The 21,125-nt window shown below is 74.2% G+C and carries 17 protein-coding genes; 4 read left to right on the plus strand and 13 right to left on the minus strand.

The window, feature by feature from the left end; all coding sequences use genetic code 11:
* Window positions 1-66 precede the first annotated feature (66 nt).
* The 3 genes from IH25_RS0132400 to IH25_RS0132410 form a co-directional block, all read right to left on the minus strand.
* A complete protein-coding gene (locus tag IH25_RS0132400; protein ID WP_030618938.1) occupies window positions 67-1,002 on the minus strand; it encodes a sigma-70 family RNA polymerase sigma factor in 936 nt (311 codons plus the stop codon).
* A gap of 10 nt (window positions 1,003-1,012) precedes the next feature.
* Window positions 1,013-2,206, minus strand: coding sequence for an NAD(P)/FAD-dependent oxidoreductase (locus IH25_RS0132405; RefSeq protein ID WP_030618941.1), 1,194 nt, complete (start codon window positions 2,204-2,206; stop codon window positions 1,013-1,015).
* Between the two features lie 457 nt (window positions 2,207-2,663).
* Window positions 2,664-3,392 (minus strand): DJ-1/PfpI family protein, encoded by a 729-nt coding sequence (locus IH25_RS0132410; RefSeq protein WP_030618944.1) that lies wholly within the window; start codon window positions 3,390-3,392, stop codon window positions 2,664-2,666.
* Window positions 3,393-3,583: 191 nt separating this feature from the next.
* On the opposite strand from IH25_RS0132410, the gene IH25_RS0132415 reads away from it, so the two are divergent.
* Both IH25_RS0132415 and IH25_RS0132420 read left to right on the plus strand, forming a co-directional pair.
* Window positions 3,584-4,345 carry a hypothetical protein gene (locus tag IH25_RS0132415; RefSeq protein WP_078844537.1) on the plus strand — a complete coding sequence of 254 codons (762 nt, stop codon included), beginning with the start codon at window positions 3,584-3,586 and terminating at the stop codon, window positions 4,343-4,345.
* Between the two features lie 215 nt (window positions 4,346-4,560).
* On the plus strand, window positions 4,561-5,178 hold the full coding sequence (locus IH25_RS0132420; protein ID WP_030618951.1) for a sigma-70 family RNA polymerase sigma factor: 618 nt from the start codon (window positions 4,561-4,563) through the stop codon (window positions 5,176-5,178).
* Between the two features lie 122 nt (window positions 5,179-5,300).
* Here IH25_RS0132420 and IH25_RS0132425 read toward each other — a convergent pair whose 3' ends face one another.
* A complete protein-coding gene (locus IH25_RS0132425; RefSeq protein ID WP_030618953.1) occupies window positions 5,301-5,825 on the minus strand; it encodes an AAA family ATPase in 525 nt (174 codons plus the stop codon).
* A gap of 77 nt (window positions 5,826-5,902) precedes the next feature.
* On the opposite strand from IH25_RS0132425, the gene IH25_RS0132430 reads away from it, so the two are divergent.
* Both IH25_RS0132430 and IH25_RS0132435 read left to right on the plus strand, forming a co-directional pair.
* On the plus strand, window positions 5,903-6,526 hold the full coding sequence (locus IH25_RS0132430) for a histidine phosphatase family protein (protein WP_030618956.1): 624 nt from the start codon (window positions 5,903-5,905) through the stop codon (window positions 6,524-6,526).
* A 104-nt stretch (window positions 6,527-6,630) separates the two neighbouring features.
* Entirely contained in the window at window positions 6,631-7,947 is a 1,317-nt protein-coding gene (locus tag IH25_RS0132435) for a cytochrome P450 (RefSeq protein ID WP_030618958.1), read from the plus strand.
* A 37-nt stretch (window positions 7,948-7,984) separates the two neighbouring features.
* Here IH25_RS0132435 and IH25_RS0132440 read toward each other — a convergent pair whose 3' ends face one another.
* The 9 genes from IH25_RS0132440 to IH25_RS43050 form a co-directional block, all read right to left on the minus strand.
* Window positions 7,985-8,929 carry an aldo/keto reductase gene (locus IH25_RS0132440; RefSeq protein WP_030618960.1) on the minus strand — a complete coding sequence of 315 codons (945 nt, stop codon included), beginning with the start codon at window positions 8,927-8,929 and terminating at the stop codon, window positions 7,985-7,987.
* Window positions 8,930-8,955: 26 nt separating this feature from the next.
* On the minus strand, window positions 8,956-10,446 hold the full coding sequence (locus IH25_RS38750) for a GMC family oxidoreductase (protein WP_051754303.1): 1,491 nt from the start codon (window positions 10,444-10,446) through the stop codon (window positions 8,956-8,958).
* Between the two features lie 88 nt (window positions 10,447-10,534).
* A complete protein-coding gene (locus tag IH25_RS38755; RefSeq protein ID WP_030618966.1) occupies window positions 10,535-12,505 on the minus strand; it encodes a radical SAM protein in 1,971 nt (656 codons plus the stop codon).
* Window positions 12,506-12,529: 24 nt separating this feature from the next.
* Window positions 12,530-13,453, minus strand: coding sequence for an SDR family oxidoreductase (locus IH25_RS0132455; protein ID WP_030618970.1), 924 nt, complete (start codon window positions 13,451-13,453; stop codon window positions 12,530-12,532).
* Window positions 13,450-14,490 (minus strand): ROK family protein, encoded by a 1,041-nt coding sequence (locus IH25_RS0132460; protein WP_245172954.1) that lies wholly within the window; start codon window positions 14,488-14,490, stop codon window positions 13,450-13,452. The genes IH25_RS0132455 and IH25_RS0132460 overlap by 4 nt, the downstream gene beginning before the upstream one ends.
* On the minus strand, window positions 14,487-14,843 hold the full coding sequence (locus IH25_RS0132465) for a cupin domain-containing protein (protein ID WP_051754305.1): 357 nt from the start codon (window positions 14,841-14,843) through the stop codon (window positions 14,487-14,489). Before IH25_RS0132465 ends, IH25_RS0132460 begins: the two co-directional genes overlap by 4 nt.
* On the minus strand, window positions 14,836-16,053 hold the full coding sequence (locus tag IH25_RS0132470; RefSeq protein ID WP_037656069.1) for a sedoheptulose 7-phosphate cyclase: 1,218 nt from the start codon (window positions 16,051-16,053) through the stop codon (window positions 14,836-14,838). The genes IH25_RS0132465 and IH25_RS0132470 overlap by 8 nt, the downstream gene beginning before the upstream one ends.
* A gap of 8 nt (window positions 16,054-16,061) precedes the next feature.
* A complete protein-coding gene (gene malQ, locus IH25_RS0132475; protein WP_037656072.1) occupies window positions 16,062-18,110 on the minus strand; it encodes a 4-alpha-glucanotransferase in 2,049 nt (682 codons plus the stop codon).
* Window positions 18,107-21,121 carry a Cof-type HAD-IIB family hydrolase gene (locus tag IH25_RS43050; protein ID WP_342447392.1) on the minus strand — a complete coding sequence of 1,005 codons (3,015 nt, stop codon included), beginning with the start codon at window positions 21,119-21,121 and terminating at the stop codon, window positions 18,107-18,109. The genes malQ and IH25_RS43050 overlap by 4 nt, the downstream gene beginning before the upstream one ends.
* Window positions 21,122-21,125 lie beyond the last annotated feature (4 nt).

Genomic DNA, 21,125 nt, shown 5'->3' on the forward strand with positions numbered 1-21,125 from the left:
CGGGCACGACGCGCCGGCCGCGGGTGCCGCTGACAGCCCGGCCATCGGGGAAGGGATGCCGGTGTGCTACCAAGCGCTGATGACCGGCGCGCCGGTCTCGTGCCGCCGCCAGGCCTCGTTGAGGCGCACCAGCCCGTCGGCGGCGGCGATGCCGCGCAGGGACGCGACCTTGCCGTCGGCGACTTCGAACACCACGATGCCCACCACCCGGCCGTCGACCACACCGAGGACGGCCGGGGAGCCGTTGACCAGCGCGATGTGCAGCGCGACGGAGCCACCGGCCAGCCGCCGCTTCGCCGCGGTGGGCTTGAAACCGGCCCGCACGAAGGAGGCGATGCGCTCGGGCGTCGTGTACCGCAGCAGCCGCCTGGCGAGGCCGGCACCGTCCGAGACCACGGTCGCGTCGGCGGTGAGCAGCTCCACCAGCCGATCGGTGCGCCCCGACACGGCCGCGGCGAGGAACTCCTCCACGATCCGGCGCGCGGAGGCGGGGTCCACCTCGCCGCCGCGGCGTCCGGCGGCGAGGTGACGTCGGGCCCGGTGGACATGCTGCTGGCTCGCGGACTCCGTGATGTCGAGGATCCCGGCGATCTCGGCGTGGGAGTACGAGAAGGCCTCGCGCAGGACGTAAGCGGCCCGCTCGACCGGTGAGAGGCGCTCCATGAGGGTCAGTACGGCCATGGACACCGATTCGCGCTGCTCGAAGGTGTCGGCCGGGCCGAGCATCGGGTCACCCTCGAGGAGCGGCTCGGGCAGCCGGTCACCGACGGCGCGCTCGTGACGCGCCTGCGCGGAGCGGAGCCGGTCGAGGCAGAGATTGGTGACGACCTTGGTCAGCCACGCCTCCGGCACCTCGATGCGCTCCCGGTCCGCCGCCTGCCAGCGCAGGAACGCGTCCTGCACGGCGTCCTCGGCGTCGGCTGCCGAGCCGAGCAGGCGGTACGCGAGCGAGGCCAGCCGGCCCCGGCCGGCCTCGAACCGATCGATGGCTGCGCTGTCCATGGGGAGGAGCCTATGCGGCGGCCTTCACACCGTCCCGGTCAGGTGCCGTGGTCAGGCGGCGCTCGCGCTTCGGCAGACCGAAGGTCGGGTGGGCGATGCTCCATCCCGACCCCGTGAGGATGCCCGCCTTGAACCACGCGGCGGGCCGGCCGCCCAGGTACCAGGACGTCGACCGGGCGTCCGCGTCCACCGCCTGGAAGATCGCGTCCCGCCGCCCGAGGCTGATGTGGTTGCCGTGGTACGCCAGCGCGGTGGTCGGGACCGTGCCGCCCGTCAGACGCGCGATGACCGCGGCGGTGGCCTGCATGGTGGTGTAGCCGGCCGAGGCGCACGACATCGGCAGCGGCCTGCCGTTGTCGCCGATCGCGTGGGCGCAGTCACCGACGGCGTAGACGTCCGGGTGCGAGACCGAGCGCATGGTGCGGTCGACGACGATCCGCCCGGTCCCGGTGACCTCCAGGCCGCCGGCGCCCGCGAGGGGGTGTACGGCGAACCCGGCCGACCAGACCGTGACATCGGCCGGGATGGACCTGCCGTCGGCGGTGATCGCCCGGGCCGGCTCGACGGCTTCGACGGCGGTGTGCTCGTGGACGGTCACACCGAGCCGGTCGAAGGCCCGGCGCAGGTGACGGCGGGCCTTGGGGGAGAGCCAGGCGCCCGGCTCGCCGCGGGCGGCGAGCGCGACCGACAGGTCGGGCCGGGACTCGGCGAACTCGGTGGCGGTCTCGATGCCGGTCAGCCCCTCGCCGACGACCAGCACGGTACCGCCCCGGCCCAGCCCGGCCAGGCGTTCACGCAGACGCAGCGCCGAGGACAGGCCGGTCACGTCGAAGGCGTACTCGGCCACGCCGGGCACGCCCTGGTGCGCCACGGAACTGCCCAGCGCGTAAAGAAGCGTGTCGTACGGGAGTTCAGCGTCCGTGCCGTCCGTGCCGGTCACGGCGACGGTCCGGTGCTCGGGGTCGACGCCGGTCACACGCCCGAGGCGCAGCCGCACCCCGGTCCCCGCGAAGACGTCGGCGAGCTTGCGGAACGCGAGGTCCTGGCCGCTCGCGAGCTGATGGAGTCGCATCCGCTCGACGAAGTCGGGCACGGCGTTGACGACGGTGATCTCGACATCGGCGGGGGAGAGCCGGCGGGCCAGGTTCCCGGCGGCGAAGGCCCCGGCGTATCCGGCGCCGAGTACGACGATGCGGTGCTTCACGGCAATGCTCCTGTCTCGTTCGCGTGCCCCTTGAACGGGACGGCGCCCCGATTCCTGACAGAAGTCGGGTGTGACGTGGGTCACCGGAGCGCGGCAAGTCCGGGAGAAGGGGCGGTCGTTCCGCCCTCTGTCCCGGACGGACCCACGGCGGAGCTCCGACCTGCCCGGACAGCCTGGTGCCGTCCGGGACGAACAGCGGTCCTTGTTCTCGTTCCCCGAAGGCCGTCAGGATCGGTGGCGGTCGCCGGGCGACGGGGCGTGGCGAGGGGGAGACCACGCGCCGGAGCCCGGCGACTCGAAGACCGTGGCCGCCCGGCGCCTTCCACGACCGCCCCCGGGGACGCGGACGCTCCCCGGGCGACGACCGTTCCTCTCTTCCGCTCGGCGGCGCTGTCCAACGGCAGTTGGGCCGCCTGATCCCGCGCGGGACGCCACAAGTACAGGGACACCGCCGGAGTCAGGACGCCTGCCAGACCGTTCCGCGTGCCTCGTACTCCAGCATCGTCTCGACGCCGGTCGCGGCGTCCGCTCCGAGTTCGCGTTTGACCAGCCACAGGGCCAGTTCCAGGCCCGAGGTGATGCCGCCCACGGTGACGAGGTCACCGTCGTCGACCACACGGGCGTTCTTGACGAGACCACCGTGTTCCGCGAGGTACGCCTTCGCGCCGTGGTGCGTGGTGCAGGGCCGCCCCCGGGTCAGGCCGGCCGCGGACAGCAGTACCGCTCCGGTGCACAGCGAGCTGATCGTCAGCCCCTCGCGGGGGGCCGCGGCGAGCGCTCGCGGGAGGGTGCCGTTGTCGATCTCGGCCCAGACGCCCGGACCGTCCCGGCGCGTGTAGCCGCCGCCCGGCACCACGATCAGGTCCGTCTCGCGCGGCGCCCAACGGTGCTTGACCTGGATGCCCGTACCGTACCCGCAGCGGATCAGCCCAGGGCGTCCGGTGGTGACGTAGCGGACCTCGACGCCGTTCGCATGGTGCATGGCGGCGGCCGAGAAGACCTCGTAAGGAGCGACGCAGTCCAGTTCCTCGACTCCGTCGAACACCACGATGTCGACCCGCAGCGGCCCCGTCCGGGGCGTCGCGGCCGCCGCCCGGGTACCCGCCGCCGTGGCCGCCAGTGTCCCGGCCCCCAGAGTCGCCGCGCCCGCCGCTGACGTCCGGCGAAGAAACTCTCTGCGTTCCATCGGTGTGCCTCCTGTGTGAGCCGCGAGGGACTTCGGGAAACGGCGAGCGGTCCGTGAACCGCCCCCGGGGGAGTGGTCGTTGGGGACGGCCGGTGAGTTCCCGCGCGGGACGATGTGGCGAACCCGGACGGCGGACGGCGCGGGCCCACCCTCGCGTGACCCGTGCGGCCCGGGCTGCGAGGATGAGGCGCATGAGGGCCGGGTGGTGTTCCCGCACGCTCAGGGCCGCCGTGTTCGCGGCCGTCTGCGTGCTGCTCGCCTCCCTGGGCCACGTCATGATGTCGGGAACCGCCGTGCCCTGGTGGGCCATGGCCGCGGGCGCGGCGGTGACCGGCGGCACGGCCTGGCTGCTGGCCGGACGGGAGCGCGGGGTGACCGCCGTCGGCTCCCTCGCGGTCGCCGCCCAGGCCGTACTCCACGCCTCGTTCGCGCTCACCCAGGCAGCCGTTCACCCCCACGCCCCGGACGCCGGGTCGCTCGGCCGGCGGTGGCTGGGCTGTCTGCTGGGTGGTCCACCGCCGGGTCCCGGCGCGCGGCACGGTGGCATGCCGTCGTTTATGGCCTCCATGGGGCACACAACGGGCGGCACGCACTCCATGGGCGGCACGCACTCCATGGGGTCGATGGACCACATGGGGGCCTCGCACGCTTCCGGCCACGGTATGTCCGGCATGTTCGGCATGTCCTCGGCCGGTATGCTCACCGCCCACCTGCTGGCCGCGCTGCTGTGCGGCCTGTGGCTGGCTTACGGTGAGCGGGCCGCGTTCCGCATCCTGCGGGCCCTCGCCGGGTGGCTCGTCGCTCCGCTGCGCCTGCTCCTCCGGCTGCCCGTGCCGCCCTACCGGTCACGCCTGCGCGCCCGCCGGGGCCGTTCGGACGGCACGCTGCGGCGGCTCCTTCTCACCCGAGCGGTCACCTCCCGGGGGCCGCCGGCGGGGTGCGCTGTCGCCTGACGACAGCCGGCTCCCCGAGGCCGTACACCAGCCGGATTCCCGGGACCGTCGGCGAAGACGACGAGTCGCCGGGTCCTCGCCTCGGGCCTCGGCCGCGCGCTCGCGCGCCCGGCCGCTCACCCCTTTCACCGGTGCCGCTGTGCCCCGCGCGCCGCCCTGTGCGCGCCCGCCGTGGGGCCGGCGCGCCCGGATTCCCGAGAAGGAGAGACAGCAAGGTGCTCACTCCTGCCCTGACCACACCACGCGAAGCCGCGGACCGACGCCCGCAAGACGATGCGATCACGGCCTGGGCACTCGCCGCCCGCGGCGGCGACCCCGATGCCGTCGACCTGTTCGTCCGCGCCCTGCACCGGGACGTCCACCGCTATGTGACGTTCCTCGGAGCCGACCCCCACACCGCCGACGACCTGACCCAGGACACGTTCCTACGGGCCCTGGGCAGCCTGCACCGCTTCGAGGGCCGCTCGTCGGCCCGCACCTGGCTGCTGTCCATCGCCCGCCGCACGCTGATCGACAGCATCCGCCACAACTCGACCCGCCCCCGCCTGTCCGGCACCGGCGACTGGCAGTCGGCCGCCGAACGCGCCCAGCCACGCGGACTGCCCGGCTTCGACGACGGCATCGCCCTCGCCGACCTGCTGGACACGCTCCCCGTCGACCGCCGTGAAGCGTTCGTCCTCACGCAGCTGCTCGGACTTCCCTACGCGGCGGCGGCCGACGTGAGCGGTTGCCCGGTGGGCACGGTGCGCTCACGGGTCGCGCGGGCCCGCACCTCACTGATCGAGTGGCTCTGGGAAGCCGAGCGCTCCGCGCCGGTGCCGGCGACCGCCTGACCACCCGCACACCGCCGCCGCCCGGTACCCGGCCCGGGCGGCGGCAGCCGACTCCCCTGCCCGCGCGGGCGTTACTCACCGGGATCCGGTACCCGGTCCTGGGGATCCGCGGGCCGTCGTGCTCAGCTTTCGACGGCCCGCGCGATCCGCGCGGCGGCCTGGGCGGGCGTGAGGTGCGTGGTGTCGACGACCTCGGCCTCGGCGTGCAGCCATGTGCGGGCCGCTTCGGCGTAAGGGGCGAGGTGGCGCAGACGGAACGGGGAGTCGGGACCGAGGACCGTGTCGCCCGCGATGCGCGCGCGGAGGGTGTCCTTATCGGCATGGAGGACGAAGTGCCGTACCGGAATGGCGTGCCGGGCAAGGCCCGAGCTGATCTCGCGCCAGTACTGCTCGACCAGGACGGTCATGGGCACGATCAAGGTGCCGCCGGTGTAGTCGAGGACCCGGCGCGCGGTCTCGACCACGAGCGACCGCCACGGCGGCCGGTGCTGGAAGTTGTCCGTCGCGGGCAGCCCCGGCGTGATGTCCATGAGTGTCTCGCCGACCTTCTCGGCATCGAACACCCGCGAACCCGGGATCAGTCGCGGCAGGAGCGCACTGGTCGTGGTCTTGCCCGCGCCATGGGTACCGTTCAGCCATACGATCACGGGAGCCGACGCTACCGCGTCAGCGTCTCGGGAACAGGCACCGCGGAAAGCTCGCCAGTGGCGCAGAGGAGCTCGAGATGACCGGCACGGCGACCCGTTACCTCTATGTCGCCCGGCACGGCGAGGCACTACCGGACGAGAGCGGGTTGACAGAGGGTGGCCGACGGCAAGCCGCACTGCTCGGCCGGCGCCTCCGGGACGTCCGCTTCACGGCTGTTCACCACGGTCCTCTCCCGCGGGCGGAACAGACCGCACGCCTGATCGGCGACCAACTGAAGTGCGTTCCCTTGCACGTCTCGGAAGTCGCCGGTGACTACGTGCCCTACATACCCGAGAAGGACGAGCTGCCGGCCGAATCGGCCGACTTCTGTCTCCGCTTCCTCGAGGGAGCCACCGACGAGGAGCGGAGCCGTGGCCCCGCGCTGGCCCGTCAGGCCCTGGAGCTGTTCACCGGGCCGGTGGCGGGCGAGGAGGACCGGTACGAACTCGTCGTCACCCACAACTTCCTGGTCGCCTGGCTCGTCCGGGACGCCCTGCACGCACCCAAGTGGCGTTGGCTCGGCCTCAACCACTGCAACGCGGCACTCACGGTCATCCGCTACGCGCCCGGTCGACCCGCCTCCGTCCTCGTCTCCAACGACATGAGCCACCTGCCCACCGAGCTACGCTGGACGGGCTTTCCCCCCGAGCCGCACATCTGAGGTCGACGGCCGCGGGCACGTGCCGGGGGGCGAGTCCGCGGGGAACGTGACACCGGCGCACACCTGGACCAGACTTGCGCGCACCCCCGACAGGAGGCACGAGCATGCGCATTCCCGGTCCCGACCACCAGGAGGACGGCGGGGTGCGTGCCGTCGCGGCCGCCGGCGGTCTGCACCGCTACCCCTTGGGCCTGCACGACATCTACGGCCCCGTCGTACGCTTCCAGCTGCCGGGCGTGGGCGAGGCCGTGTCGGTCGCCGATCCCGTGCTCCTTGAGGCCACGGCGCACATCGACAAGCGGCCCGAGAAACTGTTCACCTTCCTGGAGCCGTTGTGTGAGGCGGGCAATCTGCAAGTGCTCCCCGCCGACGAGCACACCCCCTGGCGCCGCCTGCTGCTCTCCGTGCTCGCCGGCCGCCCGGCCCACGAGCGGCACTTCGCACACTTCACCGGCCTGGCACGGGAACTCGCGGACCGCTGGGCCGGACAGCCCGACGGCGAACCCGTGGAACTGCAGCAGGAGTTGACCGCCCTCTCGCTCCGCATGATCTGCGAGTTCGCGCTCGGCGGCGCGGACGCCGGCACGGACGCGGACCGTGTCGTCACCGCGTTCGAAGAGGTACTCACCGAGCACCTCGGCCGGCTATACCAGGTGCCGCGGACCGACCCCCGCTCGGCACGGCGGGCCGACGCGGCGCTCGCCTACCTGCGCGCGACGGTCGACCGCGTGGTGGCGGCGCACCGCCCGGACGGCCGTGCCGACCGCAGCGACCTGATCGGGGCGCTCATCGAAGCCGGGCAGAGCCCGGCGCGCATCCGGGACACCGTCATGGTCACGCTCCTCGCCGCCCACCACACCACCGGCGTCGCCGTCTCCTGGACACTGCACCTGCTGGGCCGACACCCCGACGCGGCCGACCGCGTCGCCGCCGAACTGGACCAGGTCCTCGGCGACCGCGCCGCGCCCGACTACGGCGACCTGCGACGGCTCCCGTATCTGGACAGGGTGCTCAAAGAGTCGATGCGCCTGTTCCCGCCCGGCCCGTACGGCGCGCGCGAGACGACGGAAGACCTCACCCTGGGCCCGTACCGGATCCCCGCCGGGACGACCGTGTTCTACCCCTTCTGGGCGGTACACCTGAACCCCGAGTACTGGCCCGATCCGCAACGGTTCGACCCCGAACGCTTCACGCCCCGAGAGGTCGCCAAGCGGCCCCGCCTCGCGTACATCCCCTTCGGGATCGGTCCCCGCGGCTGCGAGGGCGCCGCCCTGGCCACGGTCGAGGCCCAGCTCGTCCTGGCCGTCCTCCTCAAACGCCTGCGCTTCAGCCCCGCGCCGGGGCACGAAGTGACGCCAACGGAACGCTTCGTACTGTGGGCCCGCGACGGCATCCGGATGACAGCGCGCCCACGGGCCTGACGTGGACGACCCACGAGAGAGGCGACACGTCCTGCTTTCAGGGCAGGGGAGCCTCACGCGCGGCGGTCCACAGGTCGTACCACTCCTCGTGCGTGAGGTCCGGTTCGCGGCGGGCCGCGTCCGCGCAGGCGCTGATCCGTTCGGGGCGGGTGGTGCCGATGACGGGGGCGATGCCCGCCGGGTGGCGTCGCAGCCACCACAGGAGGATGGTCTCCGGGGTGGTGTCCTTGCGCCGGGCGAGCTCCGCGACCAGCCGGCTCGCCCGCGTGTCCGCGCCCGAGGTGAAGCGGCCCCGGGCGAGCGGCCCCCATGCCTGGAGCCGGACGCCGTTCGCCGCACACCACTCCAGCGTGCCGGGCGCGAAGCCGAGCCGGGCGGCGTCGGACGTGTTGAACAGGACGCCCGCCTCCACCCAGTCCCGCCGGGCCAGGCTCATCTCGAGCTGGTTGACCACCAGCGGGAGGTCCGTATGGGCTCGCAGCGCGGCGATCTGCGGGCCGCTCATGTTGGACACGCCGAACTGCCGGACCAGTCTCTGGGCGTGCAGGGAGTCCAGTGCCGCGGCGATCTCCCCGGGATCGGTCAGCGGGTCGGGACGGTGCAGGAGGAGGACGTCCAGGACGTCCGTGCGCAGCCGGGACAGGCTCTCCTCGACCCGCCGTACGATGGCGGCGCCCCGCAGGTCGTAGAGTCCGGGCCGGTCGCCCTCGGGCAGCCGGATGCCGCACTTGGTCTGCACGACGATGCGCTGCCGCAAGCCGGGGCTGCGGGCCAGCACCTCGCCGAAGACCGCCTCCGACTTGCCGTACTTGTAGATGTCCGCGTGGTCGAAGGCCGTGATCCCGGCGGACAGCGCCGCCTCGATCGCGGCCTCGGCGCGCCGGATGTCGTCGGCCGTGTACGGCTCGGTGTCCCAGCCGCCGCCGAGCCCCATGCAGCCGTACAGCAGCTTGTGCGCGCGGATGTCGGTCTCTGCCGTCATGTCGGTCTCCCGTGGTGGAGGGGCGGTCAGGCGCGGAGGGTGTCGGCGAGCATCTCGGCGACGGCCAGCACCGGCAGCTGGGTGTTGGCGGCGGGCACCGTCGGCAGGATGGAGGCGTCGGCGACGCGCAGCCCCGCCACACCGTGCACGGCGCCCTGCCCGTCGACCACGGACCGCGGATCGTCCGCCGGTCCCATGGCACAGGTACCCACCGGGTGCCAGTAGGTGCCCACCCGGGCCCGCAGGAGGTCGTCGGGCAGCGTGTGCGCCGGTACCGAGTCGGCGGGGCCCGCCAGCGGCTTCATGGCCGTGGCGAGTTCCTCGGCCTTCCGCAGCCCCGACCGGACGACGGCGAGGTCCCGGCCCGCCGGGTCGGACAGGAAGGCGGGGGCGATCTCGGGGGGCTCCTCGGGGTCGGCCGAGCGCAGCCGGACGTGCCCGCGCGAGACCGGCTTCATCAGGAAGGCGGAGACACCGGCCTCGTACTGGCCGGGCGGGAGCGAGCCGAACAGCGGCGGGCCGGCCGTGGGCAGGAGATGCAGGTCCCACGCCCCGTCCGGGCAGAACTCGCTGGCCGCCCGGATCAGCATCCGGCTGACATACAGCTCCCCGGCCGCCTCCTTGGCCGCCAGCGCCCTGTTCAGTCCGTCCGTGGGGGACAGGGGGACGAAGATCCCCGGCTGGTCGGACAGGTTGGCGCCGACACCGGGGAGGTCCGCCGCGCAGCGGATGCCGGTCCGCTCCAGGTGGGCGGCGGGGCCGATGCCGCTGCGCAGCAGCACGGCGGGGGAGCCGAAGGTGCCGGACGCCAGGACACAGGTGCCGGCCGTCAGCGTCACCGGCCGCCCGTCCAGGACGACGTGCGCACCGGTCACCCGGCCCCCGCGCAAGGACAGGCGGTCCACCAGGGCGCCGGCGAGGATCGTCAGGTTCGGCCGCGACCGGGTCGCCGGGTCCAGGTAGGCGAAGGCGGCGTTCCAGCGCAGCCCGTCCACGGAGTTGAGCAGCGGCCGGCCGTGGCCGGGCCGGCCCGGGGTGCCCATGTCCACCTCCGGGTAGCCGAGTTCGCGCGCCGCCACCAGGGCGGCCGAGGCCCAGGCGGACAGTTCGGAGTCCGGTACGGTGCGCAGCCCCATCCGCTCCACGGCCCGCAGCCGGTACGGCTCCAGCGCGCCGGCCGACCAGTGGTCACCGCCGGCACGGGTCCACTCCGCGTGGTCGGCGTGCGAACCCCAGGTGTTCCAGGCGCCGTTGACGCACGAGGAGCCGCCGAGGACACGGGCCCGGATGCGGTAGGACTCGGTGTGCCGTTCCCACACGTTCTCGCGTGGCAGGGCACGGGAGTCGAGGATCTTCCCGGGCCAGTCCTCCTGCCGGGCGCCGTAGTCGGGGCCCGCCTCCACGAGGCACACGGTGCGGCCGGGGTCCTCGCTCAGGCGTGCCGCCAGTACGCAGCCGGCCACTCCGCCGCCGAGGATGACGACGTCGTAGCCGGACGCAAGGGACGGGATGGTCATGGTCGCTCCGCTGAGAGATCGGGTGGGGATACGAGGTAGGGGGTACGGGGTACGGGGAGGCGTGGACCGCCGTGCGGGAGAGGCGGGATCACCGGGGGCCGGCGCCGAGTTCGGCGAGGAGCAGGCGCCGTGCGATGTCCGGAGCCGTCACCGGGTCCGCCGCCGCCGTCCAGCGCCGCAGCGCCGTGCGCAGCGCACCGGTGTCCGCCCCGCGCAGCGCGGCCACGAAGCGCTCCAGCCCGTGGCCGGCGCGCGCCTCCTCCGGCGTCGGCACCCGCTCGGACGCCGCCGGCGGCCCGGCGTCCGGCACCGGCACCGATCCGGCCACCGGCTCTCCCGTCAGCGCGGGCGTGAACTCCGGTGCGAACAGGGGCGCCAGCTCCACGCGGCGCTCCGGGCCCGCCAGCGAGCACAGCAGCTTGACCACGAGGGGTTCCTCTGCGTGTCCCCGGGGCGAGCCCCAGGAGGCGATCTCCGCGGCGGGCAGCGCGCTCAGGCTCGCCAGCAGGGCCAGCGCCGACGCCGCGGGACGGCCGGCGAGGACCTGCCCGGCCCGCGCGCACCAGTCCGCCAGCCGCCGCCGTACGGTGAGGTCCGGCGCCTCGCCCCCGGGCAGCAGCGCCAACAGGACGCGCCAGCAGTCGAGATGGGCGTCCAGTACGTCCAAGGCGAGCGCCGGCCCCCGTGCCGGGCCGCGCCGGTCCCCGGCCAGGGCGGCCAGGGCGGGCAGGATCTCCGTGTACAGCAGCCGGACGACGCGATGCGGGGTCCGCTGGACCTGCCAGCAGTCGTCGTAAGCGTGGTCCGCGAGCAGTTCCTCCACCCGCACCGGTTCCCGCGCCAGGCCGGTGCGCACGCCGGTGTCCGCCGCCTCGAAGTGGTACAGCTCGTCCAGGTGCTCTCCGGCCCGCAGCGGCGCCGACACCCGCTCCAGCTCCGCCAGCAGCGCGTCGCTCCGTTCGAGCAGCGCCGCACGCCGCTCGGGCGTCAGCGCCGCCGCGTACGGTTTGAGCCGGTCCACCTCTCGGGAGAACGCCTGGAGCAGGAACGGGGTGGTGAGCCGGTGGCTCATCGGCAGCCCCAGGTACGGGAAGACCGCGCAGGTGCGGCAGGCGGGACGGTGTCCCACCTCCTCGTCCCGCACCCGGACCAGCTCCGGGTCCCGCACCAGTTCCCGGTACGGCCGTTCCCAGGGGAGCGAGGCGTCCCACTCGTGATAGCAGGGCAGCATGACCCGGCCGTCCGGACCGACGGTGAGGATCCGGGAGTCGGCCCCGCACGCGGTCACGCTCGCCGGGGACAGCGTCCGCAGATGGTGCAGGAAGGCCAGGTTCACCAGCGTGTACGGCGCGTACCGCTGCTCCGCGACCCGGCGCAGCAGCACCGTCGACGGGGCCCGGGCGGGCGCCTCCGTCGCCGTGGCCGCAGCGGACCTTCCGTTGACGGCGGCCAGCTTGAGCATCCGTACCGAGCCGGCCGGGCGCACCTCGCTCTGCGCCGCGAAGTAGCTGAACATCGGCGCGAGATAGACGGTGACCCGGTGCCGCTGCGCGTAGGCGACCACGTCCTCCACCTCGTCGGCGTTGCGGTCGGTCACCACGCAGATCAGCTTTAGGTTGTCCGCCCCCTCGGCCCGCAGGCCCTCCACCAGGGCGACGGTGCGGTCCAGGGTGTCGGTGCCCCGGATGCGGTGGTACCGCTCGGCGCTGAGCGTGTCCAGGGAGATGTTCAGCGTGTCGACGTACGGGACGATCTCGGTGGCGAGCGGCGCGAACCGGATGGCGTTGGTGGTGAGTTCCACCGTCATGCCCAGGTCGCGGGCGTGCCGCACCGCCGTGACCAGCTCCCGGTGCAGGGACGGTTCGCCACCGGTGATGTCGAGGTAGGTGACGCCCAGGTCCGCGAGTTCGTCGAGACAGCGCCGCAGCCCGTCGGCGGTCAGCTCCCGGTGGCCGTCGAAGACGGGGTCCTGCCAGACATTGCAGTACCCGCAGCGGGAGTTGCAGCGGAAGGTGAGATACAGCCGGGCATGCCGGAAACGGGTGGGTGCGGTGGCCACGGGGCTCCTTGCGGGTACGGGATCTCAGACGGCCGGGGTTCCGGCGAACGCGGGTGCCAGCAGGCGCGCTCCCTCGCGCACCCCCCGGAGGGCGATCCGCCCGGTGGCGGGCAGGGTCGCCAGCAGCTCACTGGTGAGGCAGGCGTTCACCGGACGGGAGGCATAGCGGGTCAGGGCCCGCGGTACCGGAGTCACCAGGTCCGCGGGCGCCCCCAGCTGCCGGGCGATGACGGCGGCCCACTCGGCACGGGTGAGCCGGTCGGGTCCGCCCAGGTGCAGCACCGGGGGCAGCGGGTGCCCGGCGCGCAGCAGGGCCGCCGTCACATCCGCCACGTCGTCCAGGAGCACCGGTGTCGTCCAGTGGTCGTCCGGGGCCTCGATCCGCTGCCCGTGCCGCAGCCGGTGGGCGCACGCGGCGAAGAAGTTCAGCCACTTGCCCGCGTCCGCCGGCTCGTGGCCGTAGACGAGGCTGACCCGCAGGGCCACCGCCCGGGCCGCCGTGGCGAGCAGCGCCCGCTCCGCCTCCGCCTTCGCCCGGCCGTAGGCGTTGGCCGGGGAGACGGGGCTGCTCTCGGTGTTGTCCGGCGAGCCGCCGTCGAAGACGTTGTCGGTGGAGATCATCACGATCCGGGTGTCCGGCGCCAGGCCGGCGAAGGTCTCCGCGACGGTGACGTGCGCGGCCCGGGCCTCCTCCGGGTGGGCCTCGCACCAGGTGACGTCGGACGGGCCGTGCACCAGGACGATGCCCTCGGGACGCAGCCGGTCCAGCAACCGCCGGCAGGCCGTGGCGTCGGTGGCGTCCAGGGCCGTCCAGTGCGCCCCGTAGGCCGTCGGCGGCACCGGCGGAGGGCGGCGCGAGGCGAGTGTCACAGGGTGCTCCGCAGCCAGCCGCCGGGCGATCCCGGTGCCCACCAGACCGCTGCCCACGACGAGGACCGGCCCGGTCACGACGCCCCCCGGGAGAACCGCGCCGGCATCCGGTCCGCCAGCAGCCGGCCCGCGCCGATCAGCCCGTGGTCGTCGTCGGCGACCCCGAGCGACACCATGGCGTCGATCTGCCCGGGACCGAGACCGAAGCAGCCCAGCCGCGCCAACTCGGCGACCAGCAGGCGCCGGTACGGCTCACCGACCGCCAGGGCGAAGCCGCCCATCAGGATGTAACGGCACACCCCGATTGACGCGAACACCCCGGACACCGCCTGGGCCAGCGGGGTCAGGGTGCCGCGCAGCACCTCCGTGGTGAACGGGTCGCCGGCGCGGACCGCCGCCGCGATCGCCCGGTTGTCGACGCGGTCCGCCCGGCCGCCGCACGCCGCCGCGAGCCGGGAGTCCCGGAAAGCGGACCGCCGCGCGTGCGCCGCCCGGCGCGTCGCCGCCAGCACGCCCCGCCCGGAGGCGATGGCGCCGAGGTGCCCACGGCCCCCGCAGTCGCACAGCGGCGCGTCGGGGGACGGGTCGCACACCCAGTGGCCCAGCTCGCCGCCGTGGCCGTCGGCGTCCAGCAGCACCTCGCCCCCGCGGAACACCTTGTTGCCGATGCCCGAACTGATGGTGAGCAGGCAGAAGTCCCCGGGCTCGGTCGCGGCGTACCGCCAGGCCGCCGCGGTCAGGTCGTTGACGACGACGGCCGGCGTGCCGGTCCGTTCCGTCAGCAACTCGCCCAGCGGCAGCGGATCCCCGCGCCGTCCCCAGACGGTGGGCGCGGCGAGCACCAGACCGGCGGCCGTGATCGGCCCGGCGAAGGCCACACCCAGCGCCCGCGGCGGCCGTCCGCCCGTGTGCGCGGCGACCTCGCGCGCGATCTGGTCCACCACCCGCCGCTGGAGCACCGCCACCGGGGCGCCCGGATCGCGGTGCATGCCGTCGACGGGCACCCGGCGCACCCGGTGCACGGCCCCGGTCGCGGGGTCGTAGTCGCCCACCCGCAGCGTGGTGCCGCCCACGTCGACCACGGTGAACATCTCGTCGGCCGGCCCGCCGCTCACGGCGTCCCCTCCTCGAAGACCAGCAGCCGCAGCTGTCGTTCACCGTCGTTGAGCAGCCCGTGCTCGCCATAGGGCCCGTTGACGATCACGTCACCGGGACCGACCCGGAACTCCTCGCCGTCGAGGTACATCAGGCCGTCGCCGTCCAGCACGATGTAGGTCTCGCGGTCGGCGCCGTGCCGGTGCCGGCCGATCGAGGTGCCCGGCGGCAGCACCGCCAGGTCGATGAACTCCGCGCCCGGGGAGCCGGGACGGCGGGCGAAGACGCGGTGGGCGAGGATCGTGCCGAGACCGCCGTGGTCCCGCTCCTTGCCGGCCAGCAGGTCCCGCAGGTTGACCACCGTCTCAGGCATCGCGCCGGCCCCCGTCCGCCGCCAGTGCCGTGAGCGCGGCCGTCAGGACGTCCGCGGGAACGTCCTCCAGCTCCTCCACGAAGGCCGCCTTGCCGATCCCGGTCGGCACCACGAGGTGCAGTTTGCGGCCTCGGCGCTGCCAGGAGGCACGCAGCGCCTGCGTCATCAGCTCCGGGGTGCAGGTGCCGGGATCGAACACCGGCAGCCCGATCCGCCGCAGCAGCCGGACCACGCGGTCGCAGGTCTCCTCGTCCGCGAGACCGAGCAGGCGGGCCAGATGGGCGGAGAGCGCCATGTCGACGGCGACCGCCTCGCCGTGTTCCAGTCGGTGGTCGCCGGCCGTCTCCACCACCGGGCTGAAGGTGTGGCCGAAGTCGACGAGCCGGGCCAGCTCGTGTTCCCGGAGGTTGGGGCAGAGTTCCTCCATCATCAGCCGCATCGACGTGCGCAGGATGTAGGTCTCCAGCTCCCCGTGGGAATGGTGCGCGCCGTCACCGTCACCGGCGCCGTGCGGGCGCCGGAAGGCGTCCGGGTGCCGTTCCAGCGCCTGGAACAGGTCCTCGTCCAGGATCACCGCCATCTTCACGATCTCGGCGAGCCCGCAGCGGATCTCCCGGTGCGGCAGCGTCGCGAGGAAGGCGGGGTCGTTCAGGGAGGCGTGCGCCGGATGGTAGGCGCCGAACATGTTCTTCGTCCGCAGCGCGTTCACCCCGGTCTTGACCCCGACCCCGACGTCCACCTGGCCGACCAGGGTCGTGTTGACCTTGATGTAGCGGATGCCCCGGGCGTAGATGGACGCGGCGAAGCCGATGACATCGGCCACGATGCCACCGCCCACGGCGAGCATCACCCCGTGCCGGTCCAGCCCGTCCGCCTTGGCGAGGGCGCACACGTGCTCCACCGCGGCGAGGGTCTTGTGGTGCTCACCGGTGGGTATCACGTGCAAGGACCACTGGCCGGGCCGGACATGGGCCTCCAGGTAGGCGCGCAGCCGGTCGCCGTAGAGCCGGTCGACGGTCCGGCTGACGAAGGCCACGACCCGGCGCTCCCCCAGGTGGCCGGCGAGCAGCGTGTTGTCCGGGTCGAGCACTCCGGAGCCGAGGTCGACCCGGTACCGGGTGCCGTCCGGCGCGCTCAGGTCGAAACCGCCGGAATCCTCGCGGACCCCTGCCGGCGGATGCCCGACCCGGTCGAGAACCTGGCTTGTCATCTCTCTCCTCACGTGGTCTCCCCCTGCCGCGAGAGGTGCCCGAACACCCGGGACACAGCGGCCACGAGGGGCTGTCCGGGCAGGTCCTCCAGCGGTACGGGACGGTCCTGGGCGTCGCTCACGGGCAGCCTCCAGTTGGGGTACACCGCGGACGTGCCCGGGATGTTCTGGGACCGGCGGTCGCCGGTCGCGTCGGGCAGCCAGACACCGAGCAGCCGCGCCGGTGTCCGGCACAGGAAACGGTGCAGCGCGACCACTTCGCCCTCCGGGTCGGGCAGCAGGCCGAGCCGCTCCAGCTCCGCCAGCCAGCCGTCGCGCTCGGCCGTGGCCGCGGCCTTCTCCTCCGCCTCCGGGCGCGTGAGCAGGTCCAGGCGGGCGCGCAGCGCGACATGCTCGCCGCTCAGCCAGGCCGCGGTCGGCGGCAGGTCGTGCGTGGTCAGGGTGGCGAGGCAGTCGCGCCGCCACCGCTCGGGCGGCAGCGGACCGTGCCGGCCCGCCGAGCCCCCGAGGTACTCGAAACGCTGCACGGACGTGCCGAGGACGCCCCGCGCGGCCAGGGACTCGCGCACCCCGTCCTCGACCGTGCCGAGGTCCTCGCCGATCACGGCGGCCCCCGCACGGTGCGCCTCCAGCATCAGCACGCCCAGCATGGCCTCGCCGTCGTAGCGGACGTACGTGCCCTCGGACGGCGGCCGGCCCTCCGGCACCCACCACAGCCGGAACAGGCCCATCACATGGTCGACGCGCAGCGCGCCCGCGTGCCGCAACCCGGCCCGCAGCAGCGCGGCCGGCGGCCGGTACCCGGACGCGACCAGCCCGTCCGGACGCCAGGGGGGCTGCCCCCAGTCCTGGCCGTGCGGATTGAAGTCGTCCGGGGGCGCGCCCACGCTCATGCCCGCGGCCAGACAGTCCTGGAGGGCCCACGCGTCGGCACCCTCCGGGGCCACCCCGACGGCCAGGTCGTGGATCAGGCCGATCTCCATGCCGGCGTCGATGGCCGCCCGCTGCGCCGCGGCCAGCTGTTCGTCGGTGATCCAGGCCAGCCAGCGGTGGAAGTCCACCTCGGCGGCCAGCTCCTCGCGGGCGCGGGCCACGGTGGGCGAGCGCGGGTCCCGCAGCCCGGCCGGCCAGGAACGCCACGCCCCGCCGTGCACGTCCGCCAGCGCGCACCAGGTGGCGAAGTCCGTCAGGTCCTGGCCCTCCCGCGCGGTGAACGCGGCGAACGCGGCGGCCCGTCCGGGGGAGAGCGGCACCCGGCGCACGGCCCGCAGCGCCTCGTGCTTGAGCAGGCGCACCGTCTCCCGGTCGATGAGCAGCTCCCCGCGCAGCACGCCCTCGTTGAGGGCCCGGGCCCGGGCGAGACACCCGTCGGCGACGCGGCGCGGCTCTCCCGCGAGGTAGGCGTACTCCGGGATCGCCTCCACCCTCAGGTGCATGGGGTCGGGGTACCGCCGGGAGCCGGGCCGGTACGGCGACGGGTCCGGCAGCGGACCGGGCTCCATCGCGTGCAGCGGACCGAGCTGCACGAAGTCCGCCCCGAGCGCGCGACCCGACCATGCCGCCAGCTCCGCCAGGTCACCGAGGTCGCCCATGCCCCAGGAGCGGCGCGAGAGCACCGAGTACAGCTGGACGAGGAACCCCCAGTGCCGTGCCGCCGGCACGGGCAGCCGTTCCGGTACGGCGAGGAGCGGCGCCGACTCGCTCCGCCCCGGCGCGGTGACGTGCAGGGTGTGCCGGCCGACGGGCAGCGGGCCGGACAGGGCGGCGGTGCCCCCTCCTTCCAACTCCACCTCGGCGGTGGCGTTCCCGGGCAGTCCGAGCGGGGGTACGGCGCCGCCGCGTACGACGACGCAGTCGGGCAGCGACCGGGCCGCCGTACGTTCACGGTGGGCGGCGAGGGCGGCGCGGGCCGCCGCGCCGGTGGCCGCGTCGACACCGCACGCGGCGAGTACGGCCACGAGGGTGTCGGGGGACACCGCCACCCGCTGCCCCCGGTCGGTGGTGTAGGCGGTGGCGATGCGGTGGGCGCGGGCCAACGCGCGCAGGGCGTCGGTCATGACGGCTCCTCAGGGGTGCCGAAGAGGCGTTCCAGGACGACGGCGACACCGTCCTCGTCGTTGCCGGGCGCGATCTCGTCGGCCATGGCCCGCAGCGCCGGGTGGGCGTTGGCGACGGCCACCCCGTGCCCGGCCCAGGCCAGCAGCGGTATGTCGTTCGGCATGTCACCGAACGCGACGGTCTCGGCCGCGTCGCAGCCGAGCAGCCGCGCGGCCCGCTCCACCCCGGCCGCCTTGGTGGTGCCCGCCGGCAACACCTCCACCATGCCCCGCACCGAGTGCACCACGGTGACCCGGTCCCCGCACAGCGTCCGCGCCACGGACTCCACCTCGTCCTCCGGGACGCTCGTGTGGTGCAGGACGAGCTTGTCGATGGGGTCCGTCCACAGCAGGCCGCGGTCGGCCGTGACGTCCCAGCCGTGCCGGACGCGTTCGCCGAACCGGGGGGTGACCTTGAACCGGCTCTCCGGCGGCGCCGTCACGACCCCCAGCTCCAGGGGCCCCAGCACCGCCTCGACGCGTTCCACCACCTCCTGGGCGAGGCCGAGGTCGAGCGAGGCCGAGCTGAGCAGCCGGTCGGCTCCGGCGTCGTAGAGCTGAGCGCCCTGCCCGCACACGGCGAGCCCCCGGTAGCCGAGTGCGGCCAGGTACTGCTTGCAGGCCGCGGCGGGTCTTCCGGTGACCACGAGGTGCCGGGCCCCGGCCTCGGCCACCCGGGCGAGGGCGCGCAGGGTGCGCTCGGAGACGGTCTGGTCGTCGCGCAGCAGGGTGCCGTCGAGGTCGGTCGCCACCAGCCGGAAGGCCGGGCGGTCCGCGAGCCCGTCGCCGGGCAGGGTGTCCCAGGTGACCCGCCCGGAGTCCAGGGTCAGCATGACCAGCGGCCCGCGTCCGGCGGGGGAGCCGGGCAGCGCGCCCCGGAACACGCCGTCCCCGACCGGAGCCAGCGCCGTCAGCACCATGCCGCTGTCCGCGGGCACGGCCTCGTCGGAGGCGACGGCCTCGGCCCGCGACTCCAGGCCCGTGGCCGGGGCGGCGGTGCCGGGGACCGCGAGTTCCACGTGCCGCGCGTGCGGGTGCCGGTACTCCAGCACCCGGCCGCCCGTGGCGTCCGGCAGCACCCGGTACCGTCCGCGCACCCGGGCCGCCCAGTCGTCCCGTCCGGCCGCGCGGGCGGTCTCGGCGCACCGCACGAAGTCGGCGCGGGCGTACGCGGTTTCGAAGAGCCGCTCGTACGCCCGCTCGTCCAGGGGAGCGCACCGCCCGTAGGCCCCGGTGTCGCCCAGGTCCGCGGCGGACCGCGCGACGAGTTCCCGGTGCCGGGACCACGCCTCGGCGGGCAGGGCATCGAACCAGCCGTACCGGACGGCGTCCTTGACGGGGAAAGGCCTGGGCCGGTCGCGCAGCAGGTCCTCGAAGGCCGCGAGGCGCAGGTCCGCGCTGCGCGACCAGGTGAACCGGCGGGCCGTGGCGCGGGCGTTGGCCGACAGCCGGGCGTAGTCGCCGGGGGCCGTGCGCCGCAGTGCCACGGCCTGGCGTATGCGCTCGGCGAGCGACGCGGCCAGGGCGGGATCGTCGTCGCGGAACGAGCCGGGCAGCGACAGGCCGGTCGCCCGCGGGTCGTCCGCCGGCAGCGCGTGCCCGAAGTGCGCGGTGACGCTCTGCGCGGTCGCGATCGGCACCGCGCCGCACGCCATCGCCTCGGCCTGGGCGATGAGGAAGCCGTCCAGCTCGAACTTGGAGGGGAACACACAGAAGTCGGCACACGCCGCCTGCTCGAACAAGGTGTCCTCGTCGGCCAGCCGCCAGTCCAGGTGCACGCGGCCCGGGAACCGGTCGGCGACACTTTGGAAGTAGGCGTTGGCGGCCGGTGCCGTCCGCCCGCCACCGTTGGTCGCGAAACGCAGTACGAACACGGCTTCGGTACCGCCCGCCAGGACCTCCTCCACGGCCCGGACCAGCTCCAACTGCCCCTTGTGATGCACCGCGTAGCGGGCGGCGTGGTAGAAGACCGGCAGCGACGCGTCGAGCCCCAGGCCCCGCAGGACCGCCTCACGGTCCACCGCGCGCGGATCCCGTGCCAGCCAGCTGTCGGATATCCCGCAGCCCCCGGTGAACAGCTTCGGCGCCCGCTCGCGCAGCATCCGCGACACCGGCAGGGCCTGGAACAGCGACTCGAACGGTGTGTCCCGGAAGGTGCTGTAGTGGTCGCGCTGGCCCGGCGAGACGAAGTCGACCAGATCGGCGTGGGCCAGGATCATCGGCAGGAACGCGATGTGGTCCGGGCCGGCCTCGACGTGCATCCGGGTGCCGGCCAGGACCCGCGCCATGGTCGCCTCCGGGCTGTCCTCGGCGGGCAGCGGCGCCGCGAACGCGTCCAGGTCCGCTTCGACGCCGAACACGCCCAGCAGCCGTTCCACCTGCGGGCGGTACACCGCCTGCGCGACGGGCGCGTTGGCCGCCACCGTGCTCACCGTGCGCAGGGCCGGATCGCCGGCGAAGATCGTCGGCAGCAGGTAGTGGTAGTACGGCTCGAAGCCGTGGACCACGGCCTCCCCGTCCCTCAGGTACCGCTGGACGAAGTGGGCGCCCGCGACCTGGAACACCAGCGGCTTGAAGTGCGCGAGGTCCCTGCCCTCCATGCCGGGCGGCGGATACAGCCGGTCGGGGAGCAGGTCCAGGAAGGCGTCGGACAGGAAGTACACGTCCACGCCGTCCCTGCGCAGCCGGTGGGCCCGGGTGGTGAGGTCCAGGCCGATCTCGGCCGGGTGGTCCGGCCACACCTTGGGATCCGGCACCAGCGGCACATGGTGCTCGTGGACGTAGGGCAGTTCCTCGATCGGGTGGTCGTGCCGCAGCGTTTCCAGGAGCCCGTGGGCGGGGGTGACCAGCGAGACGCGGTGACCGCGTGCCGCGTACTCCCGCGAGAGGTTCCACACCAGCGGCGACAGCCCGCCGCGCATCAGGCGGTTGTCGAACCCGCCGCACTCGAAGGCGAAGTGGATGACATGCATGGCC

The organism is Streptomyces achromogenes subsp. achromogenes (assembly GCF_000720835.1).
GTDB classification, from domain to species: Bacteria; Actinomycetota; Actinomycetes; order Streptomycetales; family Streptomycetaceae; genus Streptomyces; species Streptomyces achromogenes.